Origin of the sequence: Bowmanella denitrificans (assembly GCF_039522935.1) — a bacterium.
Lineage (GTDB): Bacteria > Pseudomonadota > Gammaproteobacteria > Enterobacterales > Alteromonadaceae > Bowmanella > Bowmanella denitrificans.
In genome coordinates this window covers 1-15,270 of sequence record NZ_BAAAEI010000006.1, presented here as the reverse complement: position 1 = coordinate 15,270, position 15,270 = coordinate 1, and the positions used below count along the sequence as shown (strand labels likewise).

General features: G+C 50.0%; 17 protein-coding genes. 5 read left to right on the top strand and 12 right to left on the bottom strand.

All coding sequences use genetic code 11. The annotated features are described in order from the left end of the window. Positions 1-34 precede the first annotated feature (34 nt). Together ABD028_RS03045 and ABD028_RS03040 are read left to right on the top strand one after the other, a co-directional pair. Positions 35-1,603: an amidohydrolase family protein gene (locus tag ABD028_RS03045; RefSeq protein ID WP_343841617.1), complete on the top strand. Its 1,569-nt coding sequence runs from the start codon at positions 35-37 to the stop codon at positions 1,601-1,603. Positions 1,604-1,708: 105 nt separating this feature from the next. Then, the gene (locus tag ABD028_RS03040) at positions 1,709-2,566 is read left to right on the top strand and encodes a hypothetical protein (protein WP_343841615.1); all 858 of its coding nucleotides are present in this window, start codon (positions 1,709-1,711) and stop codon (positions 2,564-2,566) included. A gap of 73 nt (positions 2,567-2,639) precedes the next feature. Here the strand turns inward: ABD028_RS03040 and ABD028_RS03035 are convergent, their stop codons facing one another. Together ABD028_RS03035 and ABD028_RS03030 are read right to left on the bottom strand one after the other, a co-directional pair. After that, on the bottom strand, positions 2,640-2,936 hold the full coding sequence (locus ABD028_RS03035) for a winged helix-turn-helix domain-containing protein (protein ID WP_343841613.1): 297 nt from the start codon (positions 2,934-2,936) through the stop codon (positions 2,640-2,642). Continuing rightward, positions 2,937-3,407 (bottom strand): hypothetical protein, encoded by a 471-nt coding sequence (locus tag ABD028_RS03030; RefSeq protein WP_343841611.1) that lies wholly within the window; start codon positions 3,405-3,407, stop codon positions 2,937-2,939. A 198-nt stretch (positions 3,408-3,605) separates the two neighbouring features. Here ABD028_RS03030 and ABD028_RS03025 point away from each other — a divergent pair, with 198 nt between their 5' ends. Next, complete coding sequence (locus tag ABD028_RS03025; protein WP_102795272.1) at positions 3,606-3,908, top strand: DUF2845 domain-containing protein; 303 nt, start codon at positions 3,606-3,608, stop codon at positions 3,906-3,908. A gap of 337 nt (positions 3,909-4,245) precedes the next feature. Here ABD028_RS03025 and ABD028_RS03020 read toward each other — a convergent pair whose 3' ends face one another. From ABD028_RS03020 to ABD028_RS03005, 4 genes are all read right to left on the bottom strand, one after another. Then, the gene (locus ABD028_RS03020) at positions 4,246-4,707 is read right to left on the bottom strand and encodes a DUF6194 family protein (protein WP_343841607.1); all 462 of its coding nucleotides are present in this window, start codon (positions 4,705-4,707) and stop codon (positions 4,246-4,248) included. A 367-nt stretch (positions 4,708-5,074) separates the two neighbouring features. Continuing rightward, complete coding sequence (locus ABD028_RS03015; protein ID WP_343841604.1) at positions 5,075-7,588, bottom strand: ABC transporter permease; 2,514 nt, start codon at positions 7,586-7,588, stop codon at positions 5,075-5,077. A gap of 9 nt (positions 7,589-7,597) precedes the next feature. Then, on the bottom strand, positions 7,598-8,335 hold the full coding sequence (locus ABD028_RS03010; RefSeq protein WP_343841601.1) for an ABC transporter ATP-binding protein: 738 nt from the start codon (positions 8,333-8,335) through the stop codon (positions 7,598-7,600). A gap of 9 nt (positions 8,336-8,344) precedes the next feature. Next, positions 8,345-9,565, bottom strand: coding sequence for an efflux RND transporter periplasmic adaptor subunit (locus ABD028_RS03005; RefSeq protein WP_343841598.1), 1,221 nt, complete (start codon positions 9,563-9,565; stop codon positions 8,345-8,347). 218 nt (positions 9,566-9,783) lie between these two features. On the opposite strand from ABD028_RS03005, the gene ABD028_RS03000 reads away from it, so the two are divergent. Together ABD028_RS03000 and ABD028_RS02995 are read left to right on the top strand one after the other, a co-directional pair. Beyond that, positions 9,784-10,479: a response regulator transcription factor gene (locus ABD028_RS03000; RefSeq protein WP_343841596.1), complete on the top strand. Its 696-nt coding sequence runs from the start codon at positions 9,784-9,786 to the stop codon at positions 10,477-10,479. Between the two features lie 8 nt (positions 10,480-10,487). Next, positions 10,488-12,242, top strand: coding sequence for a sensor histidine kinase (locus tag ABD028_RS02995; RefSeq protein ID WP_343841594.1), 1,755 nt, complete (start codon positions 10,488-10,490; stop codon positions 12,240-12,242). A gap of 117 nt (positions 12,243-12,359) precedes the next feature. On the opposite strand, the gene ABD028_RS02990 is transcribed toward ABD028_RS02995, so the two are convergent. From ABD028_RS02990 to ABD028_RS02965, 6 genes are all read right to left on the bottom strand, one after another. Beyond that, the gene (locus ABD028_RS02990) at positions 12,360-12,794 is read right to left on the bottom strand and encodes a hypothetical protein (RefSeq protein WP_343841591.1); all 435 of its coding nucleotides are present in this window, start codon (positions 12,792-12,794) and stop codon (positions 12,360-12,362) included. Further along, positions 12,791-12,940 (bottom strand): PhzF family phenazine biosynthesis protein, encoded by a 150-nt coding sequence (locus tag ABD028_RS02985; RefSeq protein WP_343841589.1) that lies wholly within the window; start codon positions 12,938-12,940, stop codon positions 12,791-12,793. Before ABD028_RS02985 ends, ABD028_RS02990 begins: the two co-directional genes overlap by 4 nt. Before the next feature lie 65 nt (positions 12,941-13,005). Beyond that, on the bottom strand, positions 13,006-13,275 hold the full coding sequence (locus ABD028_RS02980; protein ID WP_343841587.1) for a type II toxin-antitoxin system RelE family toxin: 270 nt from the start codon (positions 13,273-13,275) through the stop codon (positions 13,006-13,008). After that, positions 13,262-13,495: a ribbon-helix-helix domain-containing protein gene (locus ABD028_RS02975; RefSeq protein WP_343841584.1), complete on the bottom strand. Its 234-nt coding sequence runs from the start codon at positions 13,493-13,495 to the stop codon at positions 13,262-13,264. The genes ABD028_RS02980 and ABD028_RS02975 overlap by 14 nt, the downstream gene beginning before the upstream one ends. Before the next feature lie 98 nt (positions 13,496-13,593). Continuing rightward, positions 13,594-13,959, bottom strand: a complete 366-nt coding sequence (locus tag ABD028_RS02970) for a GFA family protein (RefSeq protein ID WP_343841581.1) — start codon at positions 13,957-13,959, stop codon at positions 13,594-13,596. Between the two features lie 65 nt (positions 13,960-14,024). Further along, positions 14,025-14,870: a hypothetical protein gene (locus ABD028_RS02965; protein WP_343841578.1), complete on the bottom strand. Its 846-nt coding sequence runs from the start codon at positions 14,868-14,870 to the stop codon at positions 14,025-14,027. Between the last annotated feature and the right edge of the window lie 400 nt (positions 14,871-15,270).

Genomic DNA, 15,270 nt, shown 5'->3' with positions numbered 1-15,270 from the left:
ACTGCGCGCCACGAAAATAAGTAAAGGAAAAATAATGAAAATACGCCAATTCCAGGCATTGCTGCTAGGCACCTTGTTGAGTTTGCATACCTGGGCCAAACCCGGTGCCAGTGCCCCCGAGCGGGCCGCAGATGAAGGCCAAGGCCCCTACTCCCGCTTGATTTTGCGCGGCGTTACTCTGGTCAATGGCGAAGGCGCGCCAGCCCGTGGTCCGGTTGACATTGTTATCGAAAAAAATCGCATCGCCGGCATCTACAATGTCGGCAATCCCGGTGTACCGATTCTGGCCGAAGGGCGTCCCAAAGCTCAGCCAGGTGACCAGCAACTAGCCCTTGAAGGCCATTACGTGTTGCCCGGTTTTATTGATTTGCACGGCCATATTGGTGGCTCTGCGGACAATATTCCAGCCGAGTACGTATTTAAGCTATGGCTGGCTCATGGCATTACCACTGTGCGCGAACCCGGCAGCTTTAACGGCGTGGACTGGGTACTGGACCATGTCAGGCGCAGCGACAAGAACCAGGTGGTTGCGCCCCGAATCATCCCTTATTTTGGTTTTGGTCTGGGCAGTGAATCCCCCATTTATACCGCCGAGCAGGCACGGGACTGGGTAAAATGGGCGGCAAAACACGGTGCCAAAGGCATTAAGTTCTTTGGTGCGGCGCCAAAAATCATGCAGGCCGCATTGCAAGAAGCCAAAAAACAAGGGCTTGGCAGCGCCATGCACCATGCCCAGCTCAACGTAATGAGCATGAATGTACTGGACTCCGCCCGACTGGGTCTGACCACCATGGAACACTGGTATGGTTTACCCGAAGCACTGTTTGAAGGACAGCGAATTCAGAACTACTCGGCCAACTACAATTACAATAATGAGCAGCATCGTTTTGCCGAAGCCGGTCGCTTATGGCAACAGGCCGCCAAACCCGGCAGCGAAAAATGGCGTCAGGTGCGCGACGAATTACTTGCACTGGATTTTACCCTCAACCCCACCCTGACCATCTACGAAGCCAGCCGCGACCTGATGCGCGAACAGCAGGCTATCTGGCATCAGGATTACACGCTGCCGACCCTGTGGGAATTTTTTCAGCCCAATCGCTATGCCCATGGCAGTTATTGGTTTGACTGGACCACAGACGATGAAATTGCCTGGAAACAAAACTACCAGCTGTGGATGGCGTTTTTAAACGACTATAAAAACCAGGGCGGCCGGGTGACTACCGGCTCAGACTCAGGCTACATCTATAAAATCTACGGTTTTGGTTATATCCGCGAGTTGGAACTGTTGCGCGAAGCCGGTTTTAACGCCCTGGAAGTGATTCAAGCCGCCACCTTAAATGGTGCACAGGCACTGGGGTTGGAAGACGAGATAGGCTCCGTCAGCGTTGGTAAACTGGCCGATTTGGTGATTGTAGAGGAAAACCCACTGGCCAACTTTAAAGTATTGTATGGCACCGGCCATTTTAAGCTGGATGATAACAACCGCCCCACCCGTGTCGGTGGGGTAAAATACAGCATTAAAGACGGCATTGTGTATGACGCCAAAGCCTTGCTGGCTGATGTACGTGAAATGGTCGTTGCTGCCAAAGCGGCGCAGCAATAGTATGTCAGCATGATAAACTGCGGGCGGTTTTTGCCGATGGTCAGGCGAGTACAGAAGGCAACAACACATAGCATCTGGTTGTTCCTAAGTGGCTGGCTACTGTGCTTGGTACTTTTCCCAGCCAAAGCACAGCCGCCACAAAAGATCATCTGGGCTAACTTTGACTTTCCGCCTTTATATATCCTTAAAGGCGAGCTTCAGGGCCAGGGTTACACCGACAAATTAATTGATTACCTGGAATCCGCGCTGCCGACCTATCAGCATCAGCGAGTGGTGTTTCCCAACTATTTAAGAATGGAGCGCGAAGCGGCCAATGGTGTCCCTATCTGCGATGCGGCAGCATTCTATCAACCACCAGAGCTGCGCGAAGATACACCGTGGCTGCTAAGTGCCCCGCACACAGTATTTTTTATGCACAGCCTGGTGGTTGCCAAACACAGCAAATATGCCTTTGCCGAACAGGAGTCCCTGGCGGAATTGTTGCAACAGCCACAACTGAAACTCGGTATTCAGGCCGGCCGGCCGCTGGGGCAAAAGCTCGATCAGTTATTGCAAGCGCATCATAAAAACAGCGCATTCAGAGGAAAAAACGGTCAACCGGTGAACCTGATTGAACGCTCAGCCGAGGATTTCATTGGCCTGTACAGCATGTTGCAGCGCGGCAACATTGACTATCTGATTGACTACTTCCCGCAAATGGCCTTCGCCACAAAAACCCTGGGCTTAGCGCACGACAGTTTCCGTATGCTGTCATTATCTGAAACCGCCGGACAATATGGCCTGGCGGCCATTCGCTGCCAGCAAGCGATGCAGAAAGTCATAGCCGATATCAATCGCTTGTTAATAAGAGACCGGCCCAAGCCCTTTTTTCAGACGCTGACCAAACGCTGGGGCGTACGTAACCCTTATCCGGAATTGGCCGATGATATATATCAGAACAAGGTGCTGAAGATAATGGATTAAAGACCCGCGCCTTAGCGACTGCCGTTTGCTTAACCGCCTATAGCCACTAAAGCACCTTTGCTGCCAACAAAGCTCAATCAGCTTGCCCCCCCATATTGATAATGGCTTTTAACGCCTCTACATGGTGTTCAAATGCCTGTTGGCCCTGGCGGGTCAAGGCAATCCAGGTACGGGGGCGGCCATTGTGATTGCGCTTTTTCAACTGAATATATTGCGCTGTTTCCAGTGCTTTAAGGTGCTTGGACAGCACCGAGTCAGTCACTCCCAGTTGTTCGCGAATCAGCCTGAAATCCAGCTCTGCGCTGGTCGCCAGCATGGCACAAATCTGTAGCCTGTTGGGTGCATGAATAACAAGATCCAGCTCAGCCATTTAAACGCCCTTAATCCCGACTTCCCCTGTTGGGAATCGTCTTTGTAGCCAGAAAAACAACACAGCCGCAGCAGTGGCGCATAGATAAGGCCCAAACTCCATACCCAGTTCGGTGCGCATAAAGCGGCTGCCAAAGCCCAGCGCGGCAAAACCAATACCGGTGTAAATATGGATTTTTTCAGTCTGATAAAAGCGCGGAAAAAACCGAATTCGGATCCCTTGTAACCGATAAGTATAAGTGTACAGGACCGATGACAAACCAAAGCCTAACGCGCCAACCCAGATGGCCAGCGCCCAGTTATTTTCATGTTCCGTCATACCATAGCCAAAGAGTATCGCCCCCAGGCTTAGACTCATGACCACTCTTATCCACACTGAGGGCACAAAGCTTTCCAGCAGAGCCTGTTGACTGCTGCGCATTGTATCCAGCGCCCCTTTCGCGCTGGCCGCAGACGTATCCTGTTGTTTCATTTCCCATCCTTACTTTCCATCATGGAAAGTAAGTTTAATCATTAACTTTCCAATATGGCAAGTTATTATTTTCCACAATGGAAAGTTAATAGGATTATCAGAAATGTCATCAGAACATAGATAAGGCCAATGATATTCGTGGCCTATTGGCATAAGCTGTTACTGGTGGATGGCAACTGGACTCATTAGGGAAATGCAATGGAACGTAAATCTAATTCGAAAGCACTGGCGCTGGTATGCTTCTTACTATCCGGTACTCCAGCAAAAGCAGATAGTTTTAGATGCAATCAAAAGTTAGTTATGGAGGGTGACACTACCCTGGAAGTGAAACAAAAGTGTGGGGGGCCCGATGAAGAAGAAACCGTTGGATATGTAAAGATTGATGACGCCTACATTAATGTTGTGCGGTATATGTATGACCCGGGTGAAGGTAGGTTTTTAAAAATCCTGGAATTTCACAACGGCGTACTTAACAAAATTATTACCGGTCCCCGCAGTTAATCGATATCGGTATAAAAAGACTGGGAAACCTTATAATCCTTACTGGGAATAAAGGCTTTGATATCGGTCACATCCATGGTCATATCCTTATAAACGCAGGCCATCTACGCAGTTCTTGGCCAAAATGGTTCGTTCTTAGTCGATGCGATGCTGCATAGCTATACTGAAGGCCATCGCCAGAAAGCGATGACCAGCCCTTTGTATTAAATCTCTACCTTGTCTTAAAACAGAACCCTGTCTGGCAAATTAATCTCGATCTGACGTTTTCAAACCTCAGGCCACGTTCAACAACATGAGCCATGACAGACACAGGTATGAAAGCTATGCAAGCGCAACGTTATACTGCCGTATCAGCGCCAGCCCGGTGTAATGAATAGTCTAAAAGTGATTTCACCATGGCAACCGAGCCAGGCCGAGGGCTAATCACCGATGCCCATCCATATTCACCATACACTGGGTGAGGAAACAATACATCGCTGGCAGAGAAATCAAATTTACTGCGATTTGCGCTGAACTCTTTGGGGGTGAAGCTAAAGAGCTCAGCAAATTTCTCCCTGCCGACATCCATATTAAGGCGAAAGATATCCGGACGATTAAGATTTGATTCGTAGTCAAAGCCTTCATAGTCACTGGTCACTATGGTGATAAAAGGCATTTTGCCTAGTTCGCCATTCTTGCGTTTTAAAAAGACAAAGGTGTCACCCCATGCTGCTTCAGGCGAGCCATCTTGTGGACTTGCCACCTGAATGTACACAGATTGGTTAGCACTTAAGTAATTGCGAATGTCGTCTTGAGTCATAGTGACACCTCTTTGTTTGATCTGGCGTTGGCATGGGATGAAAAGTGGCTGACCGGCGATTGTTGCTGGTATTGTTTTGTATATACCTGGAGAGATTTTTGAGGAAGGCCCTCGATGCTACCGCCATTTCTTATCAGGTCAGCAGACAATTGTGCCGCCTGAAACTTGTTATAACAAGGCCAATAATTGCAACAATATTGATCTCAATGTAACAACCGGCTCTGATAAGCTTACTTTGATGCCTGTGTTAACAGGCAATCTGATGCTGAGTGTTAGCACAATTTTCCGCCCCTTACGGGTAACAATGGCAAGGCCACTGTCATCCGTATGAAATATACCTATAAGTCAGCAATCCTCGCTAAAAAGCTCACACCTGATGCAGCGCCGCAGCCGGTTCTTTGTGCAATAGTTTGCGGGTTGGCAAATAGGTGGCAAGCAGTACCAATATGGCAATAAATGCCGGGATCCCCAGTAAACCCATCAGGTAACTGTTGCCCAGCAATACAATGGACTGAGTAATCTGGCCGACCAGCCAAAGCGATATCAGCAGCCCCGCACTAACACCCAACAGTAATTGCCCTGCGGCCTGTTTTAAAAACAGCGCGACAATTTGACCGTTGCGCGCTCCCAACGCCCGGCGCGTAGCAATCTCCTGGCTTTGCAGCATAATGGTATTGGCCGACACCGCATAAATCCCGGAACCGGCCAGCACCAGGGCCACCAGCCCGGCTAACAGGAAGATCCGATTCACCGCATCCACCAGTTTCATGGGTTGTTTAACCAGATTGTCGTAGCTTTGCACATTGTGCGGCGTTACATCTGCATCGATGCGATTAATCGCTTGTCGCAGCATTGCTTCAGCCTGCCCCTGCGGGCCGGAATAATGAATCACTATGGTCATCAGCCAGGGTCGCAGCTCCATCAACCCATAGCCGGTATGCCGGGCACTGGTGGCCTGCATAGTCGGGCCGTGTACGGTATCTGACACCACCCCGATAATAGTGCGCCACTCACTGTGCCAATCCTCGGTCACCGTACGCACCTGCTGACCAATAGCATCACCATCAGGAAACAAATCCCTGGCGATGGCGGCATTAATCACTGCCGGGGCCGTCTGTTCACCCGCTTCAATCCGCTCGATGGCCGCATCATCAAGAGTAAAGCTGCGCCCGTCAATCAGGGTGATGCCCACTGTATGCCAGGCATCCCTGCTAACGGTTTCAAAGTTCCACTGCGGATTTTCGTTATATACCTGTGCGGCGCGGCCCCGGATCTCAAAGTGAGACACCCCGCCGCCGGTACCCGGTGGGCTGGTGAAATACGCCGCACTGTGAATATGCGGCAAAGCTTCCAACTCGTCTTTCAGCCGATAGTAAAAGTGATTGCGCTTTAGCTTGCTTTCTAAATCACCTGCCTGCCAGGGATAGGTGCCCGACGGCAGCACAATATCTGCGGTGATGCGCTTGTCGGTGGTGACGCCATAATCTGCCTGTTGCGATGCATAACTGGTACTGAGCAACATGGTAGCAACACTTAATACCACACAGGACAGGCTGATTTCTGCCACCACCAGGGCTTTGTTGGTCCACTGGGCTCTTTTACTCAGCGCCCCGCGGGTACCATCCCGAAGCAGAGCATTTACATCACCGGACAGGGCGCGTAAGGCAGGGATCAAGCCGGTGATAATAACCATCACCACCAGCATAGCCAGCAGCAGCAAAACCGCCTCAAGGTCGAGCTGTACATACCACCAGAACGGCCGTTGCTGGGTTACCGCAAAAATCTCTTCAAACACCAGGTTGGTAAGATGCACGCCGCCGCTCGCCAGGGCAAGTGCCACAAGCCCGCCCAAGGCGCATATCAAGGTGCTTTCCAGCAGCATTTGCACAATCAGGCGCTTTCTTGGCACGCCCAGAGAAATACGGATGGCCACTTCCTTGATACGTTCATTTACCCGTACCAGCAACAAATTACCCACATTGATGCCGGTTAGCAGCAGGATCAACAGCACCACCACCAGCATGGCCATAAACACCGCATAATGCTGCGCAATGCTGTCGTGACTCAGCTTAAAGGGAAAGGCCCGGATATGCCCGCCGGGTGATGCGGCCCGCCAGGCTAACTCTGCAGGTAAGGCCTGAAAATGGCGCTGCAGTATGTGTTTTAATTCCTGCTGAAATTGCGCTAAAGACACATCGGGTTTAAGCCGTGCAACCGCATACAAACTGTCGGCATACGCCGTGGAAGGCTCGCTAGGCGATAACCTTGTAAGGGGAATGGGCTGCCAAATCTGGGCCGTGGCAGGAAACGCAAAGCCCGCCGGCATCACCCCAATAATAGTGCGGGACTGACCATCAATACGCACAGCTTTGCCTATGATCTGTGGATCAGCAGCAAAATGCCCCTGCCACAGTGCATGGCTAATCACGCTGACCGGCGGTGCGCCCTGGTCCTGATCCTGCGGGCCAAAGCCACGCCCCAGCACAGGCTGAATGCCCAATACTTCAAACAGATTCCATTGGCTGTGGGCAGCACTGAGCATCTTGGCATTGCCCTGTTCCCCTACCCCTGCAATAGTCTGAACACCCGGCCGGTACTGGCTCATGCCCTGCAACAGTTGTGAGTCGGCACTTATCTGATTAAGGTGATAAATATCGGCGCGTTGCCCCCGCCCATGGCTGGTATGAAATTCCCCCTCAATGGCCACCAACGGGGTGCCAGCGCTGAGGGTCATGGGCTTAAAAATCAGCTGATTAAGTAGCAACAAGGTGTAAATGGTCAGCCCCAAGCCCACCGCCACAATCAACATGGCGGTCACACTGAATAAGGGCTTGCTAAGCAGCAGCCGGGCTGCATATTTGATTTCAATGGCGTAAGACATGTGCGTTCCTTAAGCCCGGGCGGACATGCCGCAAAGCGGGGTAACCTGCCTATCGGCAACAATCTGCCCGTCAAACACTTCCACGATACGTTGGGTACGGGCCGCCGAAGCGCTGTCGTGGGTCACCATGCAGATGGTGGTACCGCCCCGGTTTAACTGCTCCAGCAGCGCCATAACGGCTTCGGCATTTTTAGAGTCCAGATTACCGGTCGGCTCATCGGCCAGAATAATGGCCGGGTTGCCAGCAATGGCGCGGGCCACCGCCACACGCTGCTGCTGACCACCAGAAAGCTGGGCAGGGTAATGCTGTTGTCTGTGGGCCATATCCACCTGTTCAAGGGCAGAGAGCGTCATACTGTGCCGCTCGGCTTTGCTTAAATTCCCCCGGTAGGTCAGTGGCAGTTCAATATTTTCCGCTACGGTTAAATTGCTGATCAGGTTAAAAGACTGAAACACAAAGCCGATTTCTTTGTTTCTGATCCTGGCCCGCTCGTCTGCGTCAATGCTGGAAGCGTCGTGACCGGCCAGCCGGTATTGGCCACTGCTTGGCGCATCCAGTAAGCCCAGTAACGACAGCAGAGTGGATTTACCACAGCCCGACGGGCCAATGATGGCAACAAATTCGCCCGGATAAATACGCAGTTTGATGTTATTCAGTGCATGGGTTTGTACCCTATCGGTAGCAAACACCTTGCTCAGCCCCTGTAGTTCGATAATGGCGTTTTTATGGTTATTTGTTGGTTGCATAGTCACTTCCTATTTAATGCCGATCTGTTGATGCTGCGCCCAGCCAGAGGCATCAGACACAATAATGCTGTCACCTTCGTTTAAGCCCGTTTGCACCTGAATAAACTGGCTGGACATATGGCCAAAGGTCACCGGTTGTTGGTTAGCGTTTTGGCCCTGTGGGCCGAGCCGATAGACAGTGGCTTGGCTGAAACTGCTGGCGTACATGGGGCGGCGTACAAATAAGGTGTCGGGTATGGTGGCAATGTTTATTTCGCCGTCTACGGTCAGTTCCGGGCGAACTTCTTTGGGCAGCTCGCCCAACAGCTCAACATCAATCTGCACTGAGCTATTGACCACTGCCGGGTCGATACGCAGTACCTTGCCCTGAATATGGCTGGTGCGAGTATCCAGGGTGACGGGCTGGCCAATAAGCACATCTTTGATTTGTTTTTCCGGGATCCTGAGCTGGGCAATAAACAAATCGCTTCTGGCCAGCAGCGCCAGATTACTGCCTGCGCTGACCTGCTGGCCCAGCTCAAGAGGCATATCCTGCACAATGCTGTCCATACTGGCTTTAACCTGTAAGCCGTCTACCTGCTCCTGAAGACGTTGTACCACCTTGCGCATTCTGCTCAGCCTTGCTTCGTTGGCCAGCATATGCGCATCCAGGTTTTCCTGACGCTTTTGCAGCCGTTTCTGTTCCAACTCCCACTGTTGCTTGTATTGCGCCACATTGATCCTGACTTCTTCGTAGTCAATTTTAGAAATGGCCACAATCCCCTGCCCCAACAGCGTTTTTTGCGCCTCCAGGGTTAACAGTGCACGCTGGTGATTAAGGCTTTCATTCACCACAGCAATTTCCTGATCGAGTAAATCCGACTCCAGCGACACTCTGCGCGCCTGGGTTTCAGCCTCAAGCGCCTGCAGCTCCCACTGCGCTTCCAGCAATTGCTGTTGTAGTTGCGGGTTAGCCAGTTCCATCAATACGTCACCTTGCTGCACCTTAGCGCCGGCTTTTTTCAATATCCGCTCCACCCGTGCGGGCACATCGGTGGTGATCCAGCGAATATCTTTGGGGACCAGCACGCCGGTACCCCGCACCCGTACATGCAAATCGCCGCGCTGCACGGTATCAATCAACAGGCTGTTCCGATCGGCAAGGTAGGCGGCGCTGCCGGTGTTAAACAGCAGCACAGCGGCCACCAATGCCGATAAGGCAACCAGACTTAAGGTGGTTTTGCGACTCATACGCCGGACTTTTTTTGACTGAACAATATCCATACACAACCTGATAAATGCGCAGACGTTCTGCGGGTGAATATGGCGATACTGTAAAAGTGGCTGGCGGCTGCAAACAGACAGGCAAGGTAAAAATGCCGGGGGTAAAACTTTACAAAAGTTTGCATTTCCCTGGCTGAGGTTGTTGGTATAGTGCCATGTCCGGTTTAGTGGCCTGAAGGAAGCCTGTGAGTATTAAGCCAAAACTGCTGATAGTGGAAGATGAACCCGGTATTTTGCGCGGTTTAACCGATTTGTTTGTGTTTCACGGCTATGAGGTGGAGAGCGAAAGTGACGGCCAGCAAGGCCTGAATCGTGCCCTTGAAGGCCAGTTTGCCTGTATTATTCTGGACGTGATGCTGCCTTCTGTCAGTGGTTTTGATATCTGCAGCACGCTTAGGCAAGGCTCCCGTACCCAACCCATCTTGATGCTGACCGCCAAAAACAGCGAACAGGATATTATCAACGGTTTAACCCTGGGCGCAGATGATTACCTGGGCAAACCCTTTTCCACTTCAGAACTGGTGTTGCGGGTCAATGCACTGGTGCGTCGCGCTGGCTGGATTGGCACCGATCTGAGTATCATCCTAAGTGATCAGGTAACGATTTGCAGCAAAACCCTGACCGGCATCTCCTATCAACAAGAGGTAAAATACACCCGCCGCGAGGTACAGATACTGAGCTACCTGCACAGGCAAAATCAGCCGGTCTCCCGCCAGGAACTGCTAAGGGAAGTCTGGGGCTATAAAACCACCGATGAGGTAGACACCCGCACCGTGGATATTCATATTGCCAAGATACGTAAGAAGATTGAGCGCGATCCTAAATCCCCCCAGTATTTAACCACCCATCGTGGTGAAGGCTACCAGCTGTATTGCCAGTAAGGGACCTTATGCTGTTTTCCACCAAGCCGCTGCTGAATTACCAGCAAAGATTGCACCGCTTACGTATAGTGGCCATGCTCGGCCTGTTGGCCCTGCTGATTCCCGTGGGTATTTTGCTGGCCTTGGCCTATCAGCAGCTAGACCGCCAGCATTTGGCTGATTATCAGCGCGACGCCACGGAGTTGATGCAATCCATTAACCGCAAATTGTTTAAAAAGCTCACCTTAACCAACACACTGGGCAAAGACGCCTTTAACTACTATCAGCAGGTTTATAACCCGCTGACTAATTCGCCCCAGCAGTTGTTGTCGCCCCTTGCGCAGTTGCAAAGCCTGCAGGACAGCCCAGGCCTGGTGGGCTACTTTCAACTGGATCAGCAGGGCCGCTTTAACAGCCCCATCTGGCCCTATACGCTGCCTCAGGAGCCAGAAATGACGGCGCCAGCCGGGCCACAGGAATTATCCGCAGAACTTATCACCCGCAAAAACATCGCCAGTCATATCTTTGATATTCTTAGTGCTTCAGACAGCTTCAGCACGCTGGCGCGGGCACATCAAAACACCGAGAGCGAGTTATTTACTCTTAGCCTGCACAGCCCGGACTATTTTATTTTTTCCCGCCGCGTGGATATGGCCGGGCAAAAACGCATTCAAGGCTACCTGGTCCAACGCCAAGTCTATCTGCAACAGGCATTTAGCGACATTCTGGAGCTGAAATCATTTAGACGCTCAGTGTTGATTGAGATAACTGACACCCGGCAGCCTGACAACGCCCTGTATCTTTTGTATGAAAAATTAGCCAATGGTCAGTCACAGGTCAGCTACCCAGGCGCTGCGGACCCGCGCTTTATACAGCAACCCATCTTAACCAGCAGATTGCATTATCCCTATCAGGATTATTCGGTGTCGCTGAGTACCGCCAATCTGCCCCTTACCACTAATATGCTGTATAGCGGCATCTTAATGCTTGGCCTGGTGGCGGCTATTTTTATGGCCTGTTACGGCTTTTATCGTTTAGGTATTAAGCAACTGGCGCTTGCCGGCCAGCAACTGAATTTTGTCTCATCTGTCAGCCATGAGCTTAAAACCCCACTCACTTCCATTCGTATGTATTCAGAAATGCTTAAAGACGGCATGGTCCGGGAAAAAGCCCACAGGCAGGATTACTACGGTTTTATTTTTGCAGAAAGTGAACGCCTTAGCCGCCTAATCAACAACATTTTGCAGTTAAGCCAAATCAGCCATCAGCAGCACTATGTGCGCCCGGCGTATATCAGGCTGGCCCAACTGGAAGAGATGATTGATAACAAAGTGGCGGCCATGCTGGAAGAAAGCCAGTTCAGACTAAATAGGAAGATTGAACTTGCAGATAACGCCGGTACTTGTGTGTTTATCGACCCCGACGCCTTTGTGCAAATTCTGTTTAACCTTACCGACAATGCGATTAAGTTCTTTGATAAAGCCAGCATCGCCAATCCACAAAGACAACAGCTTGATTTTATCTTCAGGCCCCACCCTAAACACAGCCAGATGCTTGAGCTGGAGATCCGCGACTATGGCCTGGGCGTCAGCAACGAGCAGCAAAAGCATATATTTGACCTGTTTTATCGTGGTGGCGATGAGCTGACCCGCACCACCAACGGCACCGGTATTGGCTTAGCTCTGGTAAAAGAACTGGTATTGGCACAGGGCGGTGATATTCGGGTGGTTAGAAAAGACCCTGGCTTAGCGGTATTGATTGGTTTTCAGGCCAGGTTTGAGTAAACCTGGTTTGAACCATATGTCCGAAAAAATTTGCGCCCCTTTCATAAACAGGCGCTGGTTACGCTTTGCACTATTGGCTGTGTGTATTAGAGATTGACTTTGCTCTTCACGTAACGTTCAAGTGTTTTGCTCTATGTCAGGCTCCACAAAACACTGTTTTATCGGGCCTGTATACATCAGAGCAATAAGACCACCGCTTAACAAATTGGATATATCGTGGAGCAAATCTGCCAGGCCAGTGGAAACGTACACACCATCTGAAAAATAGGTCGGAATCATTAACACAAAGGCGACAACGAACAGATGGCGGGCCCAGGATTTAAACATAAACAAGCCCACATATGAGGCGGCAACAACAGCAAGAACAACGCCAGCTGTCACAGCCATCCATACATCCGACAGTAACTGGCGGTTATATTCGGCTTCTAGTTCAGAAATATAGTCACTTACTTTATCCAGGTTTTCATTCGGAATCACAAGTGCTGCCGCAACTGACAAAAAGGGCAATAGCAATGACAGTAACAATAAAATACGAAAGGTGTTTTTCTTCATAAGGCAGTTTCAGAAAACCCCACCGCTTGGGCGATGTTCAGTTTGTCCTGGTCAGATAAATTATCGGCGTTTAATACCACCCCGGCCGGTTTACCGCCGCGGTCATTAGCGGTAAAGGCATTAACTAAAAAGGCGTTAACTTCCATTTAGATCTCTTACTTCCTACTACAAATGGGTAAACAAACAGGAGACGGGATTATGCTGTTGAATTCTACCCTGTGCTACCCCGATAAACGTCTGACCGATGTCCAACTTTTATCACCTGAACAATCAGTTCATTGTCTTTAATTGCATAGATGATTCTGTACAGCCCCTGCCGTACCCGATACAAATCGTGACCACTTAACTTGATAGCACCGTCCTGACGAGGGTCGTCAGCAAGGCTATCAATCCTGGCTAGTATTTTTTTGACATCAGATTTTGGAATTGTCTTAAAGTCCTTAATAACGGACTTCTTAAAGCTGATTCTATATTTTTCCATCAGCTTCTAAGCTGCTTAATAATGCTTCGTACGATATTTCTGGTTCATTCACCCTTTGTCTGACCGCCGCCAGATCTGCCTGATCTTCATGCATCAGCAATCTGACGGCCTCATCAACCAGTTCCGATATCGAGGTTTCGGATGATGCTGCCCGAAGTTTAAGCGCCTTATGAATAGAAGGTTCAAAATAAATCGTTGAACGCTTGGATAACGTGCTCATAAACCACCTCTAAATTAACGCTATAACATTGTAGCACCATAAGGTTTTAACAACGAGGTTCCATATAACAAGTCCTCCACGCCATTCCCTCTTAACCTTTATGCTTCCACCAGTGATTGCGCCGAACCATTACTGACGCCGACTTCAAAAGATGCCAGGTCTATCCCTTCAATACAGGCCAGATTGTAGCCATATTCGGTGGGCACGCTGCGGCGCTGATGATGGGTGTAAATGCCGCACACACTGCAAAAATAGTGTTTGGCAATCTTGGTATTCCATTGATACAGGCTTAACTTATCCTCGCCGCGGGTAACGCGCAGACGATCCAAGGTCACCCCCGCCATAATGGCGCCTTTTTTACTGCAAATAGAGCAGTTACAACGACGGATATTCTGATGCCCGTCAATCAAGTCCACCTCAAACTCCACAGCCTGGCAGTGGCAGGTACCTTTTACTGTTTGCATATACTTCTCTTTGTCCTTTATTACCGCTAAGGATTTAGTGCTTAGCAATGGCTTAGGCTAGCCCGTTAGTTTTTGGGCCTAAGCGTTTCAATGATTTTTGCATCCACCCAATAGGGGCTTCCCAGCGCATAGCGGCTACCATCGTCGCGGGTCTTCACATCGCCCTTCCAGAAAAACAAATATTTGCCATCAGGCGTGACTTTAGGGCGCTGTTCATACAATGGGGAGTTGATGGTATCGCCCATATTGATGGCCTCGCCCCAAGCGCCGTCTTGCTGGCGAAAGCTGATATAAATATCCGGGGTGCTTTCGCCGTCCTTCTCGGCATCCCACATTAAATAGGATTCATCCGGGGCGATAAAGGGGTGAGCTATATATTTTCCCTGGTTCACCGCCGCGCTCATCTTAACCGGCATTTCATACTTGCCATCAATCAGCCGTGAATAGCTTAAATGCCCACTGCCATCTTTAAAGTCTAAAACGTAAAAATACTGGGTTGCGTTAGCCGCAGTGGTATAGCCAATAACCGGAATATCCTGAAAAGGTTCAAGGCTTTTAAGCGCTGCTACGCTGGGGCTAAAGCGCTGCTTATATTGTCGAACATCCTCAGGGGCAATCTGCTTCTCGCGCCATTGATTATCCTGGTATTGCATTACAATCCATTTGGCCTCTTTAAAGTCGCCACCAGAGCGGGTGAACGACAGCTCACTCATATCAGGTAGAAACAGCACTTCTGTTTCATGAGATTCAGTGGCCACTATACCGGGGGCAAAGAGTTCCGGGGTCAGGCCTGGGGGTGTCTGGCCTAAGTAGAGCGGTGCTGCGACTGGGTTTATATCCTTGGCGTAACTAATGGCAGATATAAGAACTGTGGATAGTAGTAAGCTTGTTTGGATTCCTTTAGGTTTCATTCATTATCCTTTTTAATTATGTAGTTGAAACTATGGATGCTTTAGTGTTCTTCAATGAAATCCAGCCCTCCCAAAGGCTTGGAAGTGGCTGTTATCCTATACTGCCATATGATTACTCGATGCATAATTGTTTAGGAGGGGAAGTCCACATTCTAGTTAACACGATTGTTATATCATTCAGTAGAATTCAAAATTCTCACAACATCCAAATAAAATGCTGAAGTAGTATTGATTGCACCCAGTTTTAATCGTGTGGTTTTAGCCACATCAACTTTAAAGATTTTTTTTAACTGTTCTACATCATTTTGCAGCATCTTTGAAGTGCCACCACCACAGGGCGTGAGCGCACTTTGTTAATTCCATTAACCAAAGAGTAATTCTGCTCTGAAATTATCATCGA

Excerpts from the sequence above, each read along its gene's own strand:
- ABD028_RS02975 (WP_343841584.1), bottom strand. The coding sequence starts at position 13,495 with ATGAGCACGTTATCCAAGCGTTCAACGATTTATTTTGAACCTTCTATT.
- ABD028_RS03015 (WP_343841604.1), bottom strand. The coding sequence starts at position 7,588 with ATGTCTTACGCCATTGAAATCAAATATGCAGCCCGGCTGCTGCTTAGC.
- ABD028_RS02990 (WP_343841591.1), bottom strand. The coding sequence starts at position 12,794 with ATGAAGAAAAACACCTTTCGTATTTTATTGTTACTGTCATTGCTATTG.
- ABD028_RS02985 (WP_343841589.1), bottom strand. The coding sequence starts at position 12,940 with ATGGAAGTTAACGCCTTTTTAGTTAATGCCTTTACCGCTAATGACCGC.
- ABD028_RS03010 (WP_343841601.1), bottom strand. The coding sequence starts at position 8,335 with ATGCAACCAACAAATAACCATAAAAACGCCATTATCGAACTACAGGGG.
- ABD028_RS02965 (WP_343841578.1), bottom strand. The coding sequence starts at position 14,870 with ATGAAACCTAAAGGAATCCAAACAAGCTTACTACTATCCACAGTTCTT.
- ABD028_RS03045 (WP_343841617.1), top strand. The coding sequence starts at position 35 with ATGAAAATACGCCAATTCCAGGCATTGCTGCTAGGCACCTTGTTGAGT.
- ABD028_RS02980 (WP_343841587.1), bottom strand. The coding sequence starts at position 13,275 with ATGGAAAAATATAGAATCAGCTTTAAGAAGTCCGTTATTAAGGACTTT.
- ABD028_RS02970 (WP_343841581.1), bottom strand. The coding sequence starts at position 13,959 with ATGCAAACAGTAAAAGGTACCTGCCACTGCCAGGCTGTGGAGTTTGAG.
- ABD028_RS03025 (WP_102795272.1), top strand. The coding sequence starts at position 3,606 with ATGGAACGTAAATCTAATTCGAAAGCACTGGCGCTGGTATGCTTCTTA.
- ABD028_RS03020 (WP_343841607.1), bottom strand. The coding sequence starts at position 4,707 with ATGACTCAAGACGACATTCGCAATTACTTAAGTGCTAACCAATCTGTG.
- ABD028_RS03030 (WP_343841611.1), bottom strand. The coding sequence starts at position 3,407 with ATGAAACAACAGGATACGTCTGCGGCCAGCGCGAAAGGGGCGCTGGAT.
- ABD028_RS03035 (WP_343841613.1), bottom strand. The coding sequence starts at position 2,936 with ATGGCTGAGCTGGATCTTGTTATTCATGCACCCAACAGGCTACAGATT.
- ABD028_RS02995 (WP_343841594.1), top strand. The coding sequence starts at position 10,488 with ATGCTGTTTTCCACCAAGCCGCTGCTGAATTACCAGCAAAGATTGCAC.
- ABD028_RS03005 (WP_343841598.1), bottom strand. The coding sequence starts at position 9,565 with ATGAGTCGCAAAACCACCTTAAGTCTGGTTGCCTTATCGGCATTGGTG.